The 8,259-nt window shown below is 28.6% G+C and carries 8 protein-coding genes; all 8 read left to right on the forward strand.

Annotated features, from left to right (window positions below; all coding sequences use genetic code 11):
• The coding region (locus AJ930_RS05465) for a bacteriophage T4 gp5 trimerisation domain-containing protein (protein ID WP_070274975.1) at positions 1 to 742 on the forward strand (742 nt) is incomplete at its 5' end.
• On the forward strand, positions 742 to 2,733 hold the full coding sequence (locus AJ930_RS05470; RefSeq protein ID WP_070232948.1) for a DUF6402 family protein: 1,992 nt from the start codon (positions 742 to 744) through the stop codon (positions 2,731 to 2,733). The genes AJ930_RS05465 and AJ930_RS05470, both read left to right, overlap by 1 nt.
• 794 nt (positions 2,734 to 3,527) lie before the next feature.
• Complete coding sequence (locus AJ930_RS05485; protein WP_002789078.1) at positions 3,528 to 3,971, forward strand: hypothetical protein; 444 nt, start codon at positions 3,528 to 3,530, stop codon at positions 3,969 to 3,971.
• 84 nt (positions 3,972 to 4,055) lie between these two features.
• Positions 4,056 to 4,799: a lysozyme inhibitor LprI family protein gene (locus AJ930_RS05490; protein WP_070232946.1), complete on the forward strand. Its 744-nt coding sequence runs from the start codon at positions 4,056 to 4,058 to the stop codon at positions 4,797 to 4,799.
• Between the two features lie 89 nt (positions 4,800 to 4,888).
• Positions 4,889 to 5,605: a lysozyme inhibitor LprI family protein gene (locus tag AJ930_RS10545; protein ID WP_250540919.1), complete on the forward strand. Its 717-nt coding sequence runs from the start codon at positions 4,889 to 4,891 to the stop codon at positions 5,603 to 5,605.
• Positions 5,605 to 6,465: a hypothetical protein gene (locus AJ930_RS05500; RefSeq protein WP_070274976.1), complete on the forward strand. Its 861-nt coding sequence runs from the start codon at positions 5,605 to 5,607 to the stop codon at positions 6,463 to 6,465. The genes AJ930_RS10545 and AJ930_RS05500 overlap by 1 nt, the downstream gene beginning before the upstream one ends.
• A gap of 122 nt (positions 6,466 to 6,587) precedes the next feature.
• A complete protein-coding gene (locus AJ930_RS10425; protein WP_261659498.1) occupies positions 6,588 to 7,919 on the forward strand; it encodes a hypothetical protein in 1,332 nt (443 codons plus the stop codon).
• The coding region (locus tag AJ930_RS05515) for a bacteriophage T4 gp5 trimerisation domain-containing protein (RefSeq protein ID WP_442857193.1) at positions 7,916 to 8,259 on the forward strand (344 nt) is incomplete at its 3' end. The genes AJ930_RS10425 and AJ930_RS05515, both read left to right, overlap by 4 nt.

An 8,259-nucleotide genomic window follows, 5' to 3' on the forward strand; every position in this document is an offset into this window, starting at 1 on the left:
TGAACTTACCCTCTCAAATATAAAAGATAAAGAACAAATTTATTTAAAAGCCCAAAAGGATTATGATGAATTAGTCCAGCATAATTTCACTCAAAGAATCTTAAATGATAAAGATTCTATAGTGGATGGAATTTATAATGAAAGGATTAAAAAGATTCATACTCAAATCATAGACTTAGCTAAAAATGTCAATATAGGAGGAGAATACTTAACTAATGTAGGCTTATCTAAAGATACCATAGTAGGATTAAGCAATACCTTAAATGTAGGAGTAGATAATAAAGTAAGAGTGGCTAAAAACTCTCATGAATATGTAGGAGAAAACAAAGATATAGAAATAGGTGCTAATCAAAATACCATCATACATAAGGATGAGACAAGAAATGTGAAGGGAAATAAAAAGGAAGTGGTTGAGGGGCATTATGATATTAATATAAAAGAAACATTAAAAATCCAAACAGAAAAAGAGACTTCTATAAGAAGCAAAAATAATCTACTAATCACCACCAATGCTTCAATGGGCTTTGAAACAGATAAAAATAATACCTTTGTATCTGATAATTCATTATCGCAAACAAAAACAGATTATGAAGTAAAAGCAGGCAATCAAATCCTCCACCAAGTAGGCGATACTCAAATTGTTACTAAGGGAGATTATGTGATTATTAAAGCAGGTGGAGTTGAAGTAGTGATAGATTCTAATGGGCTTGTGGTCAAAGGTGGAGAGATTAGGGCAGAGTAATGGAAGCACTTAATCAAAAAAATAGTTTAAATATTAGGCTTTTAAGTTCTAATAATATTCTTCTGCATAATCAAGAATTTAAGCTTTATGAAATAGCACAGGGCAATAAAAATGAAATCAAGACTATTTTTACAACCAATAGAATGGGGGAAGCTCATTTAAATGCTAGTGAAATTTTTAGTAAAGAAGCACAAAGCTTTGAATTAATTTTAAACCAATCTAGTATTTATAAAAACAAACCCATCTATAATCATAGATTTTTATTAAGAAGTTATGAGTATGGGCATTGGTGTGAAATAAAATTTGAAAGAAAGGCAGATAAAGGCTCTATAAACTCTATTAGGCTAAAATCCAAAGAATTTACCTTAGAAAATAATGAAAAAATAGTGCGTAATTTCTATACTTTTGGTGATATAGTAGAATTTGAAGCTATTTATGAGGATGCAAAAATCAAAGAAGAGCAAATTAAATGGGGTTATGTTTTTATTCAGGATAAAAACACCTTAGATAAGTTAAACAAAAACCAATTAACTAATGACAAAAAGGAAAGTTCTTTATTTGATGAAGAAATTTTAAAAGATTGTTTTTATATTGAAAAAGAAGAAGATAAAGCCCTATTATCTTCTTCTATCATTTATAGACATTTAGAAAACAACAAAGCTTATTGTGGAAAACATCTTAGTTTGCAACTACCAAACCCTAAAGACACACAAGAGCAAAAAACACTATTAGTCTTTGCTTATAAAGAAACACCCAATTATAATGCCTCTTATCTTATAAGAATTAATGATTATCCACAAATTACCATTGATTGCACTCTAGCAGAAACACTAAGGGCACATACAAACAAAGATGAAATCTCAAGGCTTGGTTGGGGGGTAAGCTATATCTGTCAAAGATTATGGCATGATAATCCAAGTGATGCTAAAGAATTAAAAGATTTAACCTTTAGAAGCTCTACTTCACAAGATTTTATAGATACTATCCCTAATGAAACAATGAAAACAATAGTAAAGGAGATATTGCCTAGAGTAGAGATGCAACAATTAAAGACTGACAACACAAAATCAAGAGATAAAGCAAGATTTTATGCGGAATTAGATTGGGATAGTTTTTATATGAAGTTTCCTATAATGCAAGAGCTAAAGGGCGAGTATATGAATCTCAAAAAGCTTTTTGGAGAAGAATCTGATTTTCAAAAACAATTCGAAGATTTTCTTAATGATGCTTTACTAGATATAAAAAACATTAAAAATACACAAGAATATACAATGGCACTCAATATCCAAGCAATGAAAGAGAATAAGACGAAGAATGCAGAAGTCTTTAAGCTATATAAAAAAGAGGAAACACTCCCAGAAACTCATAAAGCTATAAAAGACTTACAAAAACCATCAGATATTATCGATAATAGTTTATATTTTCAAAGGTTTGATATAAAAAATGATGTGTTTTTACCGCATTTAGGCTTAAGTAAATTTGATGCATTTTCATTGCAAAACTCCATACAACATGAAAAAGAAGTTTTAGATAAATTCCACTCTAACCCAAAATACAAGCAGAATTTTGCTCTATACTCTATCGCAGGGGCTTTTAATATCTTATATATACCAAGCCTTATACAAATCACGAGAGTTACAAGATTCTATAATTACCATTCTTTATATGCTGCGTGCAAAAAGGTGCGTGCTTTTATCATTGATACTGTGAATTTTAATAATAATGGTAGCGATCAGCCTATTGGGGCATGGGATTATGAGAAGGTAGGATTTGATTTATATAATTCGATAATGCAATACCGAAATACAAAATTTCATTTTAAATATACCTCACCAAAATCATTCTTATTTCCCTTATATAATTCAGACTTTCTAAAAACAAAACAGTATTTTAATCTAGGCTTAGATTTCTTTTTATATAGCTCTACATTTTTGGATATGGATTTTAGTCATACGCAAATGCAAGATACTGCTTTTATAGTGGGGAAGTAAGATGTTTTTTGCTGGTGGTGATTATGAGCCTTTTATATATGGGCTTAGTCTTATTGCATACTATTTTCTACCCCTTTATTGTCTGACGCTTTTATTGTATAAATATAAGCCTCAATATGTGAATCTTACTCTACATATTGGAGCTTCAGTGTTGTTATACTTAGCTATGTGGGTAATATTTGTCGATACAACTATTATCAGCCTTTTTGAAATTTTTCAAATGTTTTTAATCCCCATTATCTTGCAAATTATACATCTTACCTTTATACTCTATGCTATTATCTATACTTATTTTGATATGCAAAAGATTTCATTTACAAAGAGACTAGGCAGATATATCGTTTCATTTTTTATTGGGATTGGACTACTTATCCTTTCTTTTGTAATGATGTATGCTATTGGATATTATATCAGCTCATGGTGTGATAGATATTATCTTAAAATCGATGAGAGAAATGAGGCGATTCGCACTATAACTTTTTATGTTCTTGTTGTGGTTTTTCCCAGTATAATTGCACTACTCCTTAGCTATATCCTCTATAAAAATCATAAGTCATTTTTTACTAAGATTCTATATAGAATCTTATCTATGATAGGCAAGGACAAACCATAATGCAAAAACTTATATATCAAAACCACGACTACCAACAAATACAAATCCAACAAACACAGAAACATTTCAATCTTGGTTGTGATTTTATAGTTACAAGCAAAGGTTTTAAAAATATTAAGATTCCAAATAATTTGGATACAAAGAATCTATTGAGGATTATAGTAAAAAGTGAGGCGAGATAATGACTGATGGATTTGGGTTTTTAGCATATGTCTTTACATTGCCTGTATTGATTCTTGGTGGTATATCTTATGTATGTATAGTATTTTTGATAAGATTTCAAAGCTTTTGTGGGTTTGTATGTTCAAAAAGTTTTTGGATTGCTTGGCTTTTTTCATATTATTTATTATTTTTGATTATCTGCATTACTTGTGAATGGGAGTTATTAATAATGTATATCTGTGGTATTTCTTTACCTTTGGTATATTTTTTAAGAAAATTTTTTATGCAATCACATTCAAATCTAGCTCTAAACGAATTTTCATTATGGATTATCCCAATGAGTATTTTCTCTCTTTGTATTCATAGTAGCCTGTGCGTTGCTATTGCATGGATGTTAATATTTTTTCAAACAAATTATGATACCCAAACACTTCAATCTTGGCTTAGATTTCTTTTTATATAGCTCTATATTTTTAGATATTGTGCTAGAGGAGTAGTTATTATGTTTGAAGCGACAAAAAATACAGAGTAAATTAAAGGAGTTCTTATGCAAAAGTTTTTAATAGTTTTAGGATTGTGTTTAATGTTAGCCATTAGTGCTAATGCACAATCCCCAAAAGAAGCCAAACCTAGTTTTGATTGTGCTAAAGCAAGTACAAAAGTAGAAAAGATGATTTGTAATGATAAAAGTGGGGAGTTACAAAAACTTGATAGATTGTATTCTAAACTCTATTTTTCAATACTAAAGAGTATCCCTAAAGATACAAAAGAGGGGCAAAAAACAAGAGAAAAACTGAAATATTTTAATCACTCTGTTATGAGTAATAGAAATATATTTCAATGCTATTTTGTTGCACCATTTGAGACAAAAAAACAAGAAGACCGTCAGTCTAATTATTGCATAAAACAAATTTATTTAGAAGCGATTGCTACTTTAGCTTTTAAAATGATAGATAGTGGAGTTAATAGAGAAAGATGGGGCTTTAATGAAAGAGTGAAAGATTTTGTTGTCCCAATTGAAAACTCTAATGGAACCTACGATATGAACGTAGGGTTTTTATCCAATTATAATCTATTTAACAATTTTTTTGAAAACACTACTCAAAGCATTGTTATAGATTTTATGGCTTACAATATTATGCAGTGGAATTACTTTCTTGTAGATGTTCGGATTAATGAAGCAAATGCAGATTTATTTGATGAAGCGGTAGAAAAATATAAAATATACTATGAGAAGCTCTATCAAGCTTTTACAAAAGATAAAAAACTTAATAAATTATTAGGAAACTAAATGCCAATTAAGACAACAAATTTAAGCTATGAGGAATTTAAAAGCTTACAAATAAATAAAATTAATTTCTATTTAAAGGAGGAGTTCTTATGCAAAAGTTTTTAATAGTTTTAGGACTGTGTTTAATGTTAAGCATTAGTGCTAATGCTCAATCTCCAGAAGAAGCTAAACCTAGCTTTGATTGTGCTAAAGCAAAAAGTAAGGTTGAAAAGATGATTTGTAATGATGAAAGTGGGGAGTTGCAAAAACTTGATAGATATATGGCAAAGACATATAAAGAACTAAGACAGAATCTAAACAAAAATGAGCAAAATAAGCTTTTAACATCGCAACGATTATGGCTTCAAACCCTAAATCAATGCAAATCTAAAGAATGTGTAAAAGAGCTTTTGCAAAATAGAGTTGGAGAATTGCAAAATTACACAGCACACACGGGCAATGTGTGGCTTGGGACTTATACATTACAAGAAAATCTTTATATGGGGAGCTTTACAATAAAAAAGTGTGATAAGTTTAATATTTGTGAAGCTAGATATGAGGCTATCCTAAATAAAAGTGAATTTAATGATATGCACGAATGCGATATAACTTTGAAATTACAGATAAAATCTCAACAAGAAGCTATAGCTTTAAATGATGATAAGGATTTTGCAAATTGTAAAATTTATATTAGGAAAAATCAACAGGGTATTGTACTTATAAGAGATGAGAAAGTATTTAATTCACCCGATTATTTTTGTAGCACAATGTGTGGCAACCAAACGATATTTGAGTGGGGAGATATCTATAAAAAGGAAATGCAATAATGCTTTATGATGTTAAAAAATTAAATGAAAATGATTATAAAAAAGAATGTGCAAAGCTTCTTATTGCTTTTGAAAATTCAAATTATAAACAAGAAAATGCTATACATATTGCAGGCAATGTAACTATTGGATATGGACTTGATTTAAAGACAGGAAATAATCCAAAGTTACTTTTAGAAGGGTATTTACCAGATGATTCTAAAAAACTTAAAATAGGAGATGAAGAATTAACTTTTTATGAAATTATAGAGAAATATAGAGCCAATAAGGCAGGTTTTACAGACCCAAAGATAGTAAAGTTTAATTTTTCGCTTACGCAAGAACAAGCCCAAGAAATTTTGGAAAGAACCTTTGATTCATATAAAAAGTATATATCACAATATATTGGCGATAACTTGTTGGAATATAGTCAAGAAAAAGCTTCCTTGGTTTCTTTACATTATCATGGCAGATTTAATAATATCAAAGATAATATTCGAGATTCTATTATCAAAAATTCGAGATTCCTATTGTGGTTTTTAATACGATACAAAACTAACCCAAAAAACTTTATTCCATTTCTTATTAGGGCTTGCGATGAAGCCGATATTTATCTATCTAATCCAAATATTAATAAAATAAGTCTTATTTTTGATGTGTTTTCTTACTTAAATATCAAAAGGGAAATAATTAAATATAGAATACATAAAATCAATACAAATAGAACAAGCTCCAAACAAGTTCATAAACAAGATACACTATATAATTTAGCACTTTGGTATGAAAACGATTTAGATTTTATACCTTATCAAGATTATATTATCGATTTAAAAAAATTCAAAAACTTAAACCAATTTCACAACTTACCAAAAAGCCCATAAATGATATTGTTGCAACCCTTAAGCCTCATTTAGATTACCTAAACACCCTCACTCAAAAAAATTTTAGCTTAGATAATATTTATTGTATTGCTAATTATTGTGAGAATTTAGGTGCTAATAAATTGGATAATGTTGCCTTGCTTAATAAAACTTTAAGACAAAAGTTTGAAAAACTAGAAGCAAATACACCCCATAATATTCTTATACTCTATCCAAATCCCACTCCATCTATTATACAAATAGAACAACCTAAAAATACTTTTATTACTTTACTTATAGGAGCAAAAGCAAAAATAGATTGTTCTAAATTAATAGAAGATCAATGTGAGCTAATGTATTTAAAATATGATCCAACACAAGAAGAACAACAAGCAATTAATCCACAAGCTTTTTCTTGTAGCACCCAAGAAGAACTTATTTTAAAAAAAGAAGATGAAATATACTTTAAAGCAGTAAAAAACAATATATCATATTTTATTAATAAAAACGATGGAATTTTAAAAGTTGCTCTTACTGGCAATGAAGAAAATGCTATAGAATTATACAGTTTTGCTAAAGAAAACCAATTTAAAATTTTACAAGATAAAGCCTCAAAGATGCTAAAAATCTATTTAAAACTAGAAAGGTATAGTAGCGAAGAGATTTTATCGCATAGAGGAGGGAATTTTGAATTAACACTTAATAATCTTAAGATTTTAGATAAAAATGGAAATAATCATGAAACCATCACTAAAATATTTCTTCATAATTGTGAGAACAGAAGGATTTATGAAAGTTTAAAGCTAGAGTATCAAGAAGGCATTTATAAGAGCAGTTTCAAGATTGATTTAATTTTAGATGAAAACTCTTCTTTTTTTAAAAGAGCTACAAAATGTATTATAGCTACAAAAACCTTAGAAGGCTTTAGCACAAGTCAAATGCACAAAATTGGAAATGTAGCAATAGTCTCTTTAAGTTCTGCAGATAAGAAAGGTGGAAGCTATACTTTTACAAATAAAGTAAGCATGCAAGATTTTGGAGAAAATCTTTATTTAGATACTGAGACAAATGGGTATGAAAAACAAATAAAAAATTCAAGAGAGAATTTATATATCACAGGTATGCAAGCTTATAAAGACAAAGAACAGCAAAATACTACTGATAAAATCCCTTACAATGAAACTATTTTTATTAGAGCCTGCTTAAATAATGAGGAGAAATTTTTCTTCGATGAGACAATTAAATGGGCATATTGTGTAAAAAAAGAAGAGGAATTAGAATGCAATCAATCTAAAATTAAGATTTTAGAAAATCTTCAAGGAAATGATATAACCTTTAATACTTCTATGCTTTCACAAAATGATAGGAATATACTTTACAATATGAATGAAAAATATCAATTAATCTTATTTGCCTATTTTAACACACCTGCATTTAAAACAACACAAGGAATAACGCATTTAGTGTTAAAATGACTAAAGATTTAAATTATGCAAAAAAAGCCATTGAACTTACCCTCTCAAATATAAAAGATAAAGAACAAATTTATTTAAAAGCCCAAAAGGATTATGATGAATTAGTCCAGCATAATTTCACTCAAAGAATCTTAAATGATAAAGATTCTATAGTGGATGGAATTTATAATGAAAGGATTAAAAAGATTCATACTCAAATCATAGACTTAGCTAAAAATGTCAATATAGGAGGAGAATACTTAACTAATGTAGGCTTATCTAAAGATACCATAGTAGGATTAAGCAATACCTTAAATGTAGGAGTAGATAATAAAGTAAGAGTGGCTAAAAACTCTCATGA

Origin of the sequence: Campylobacter sp. BCW_6871, from assembly GCF_001762325.1 — a bacterium.
GTDB classification, from domain to species: Bacteria; Campylobacterota; Campylobacteria; order Campylobacterales; family Campylobacteraceae; genus Campylobacter_D; species Campylobacter_D jejuni.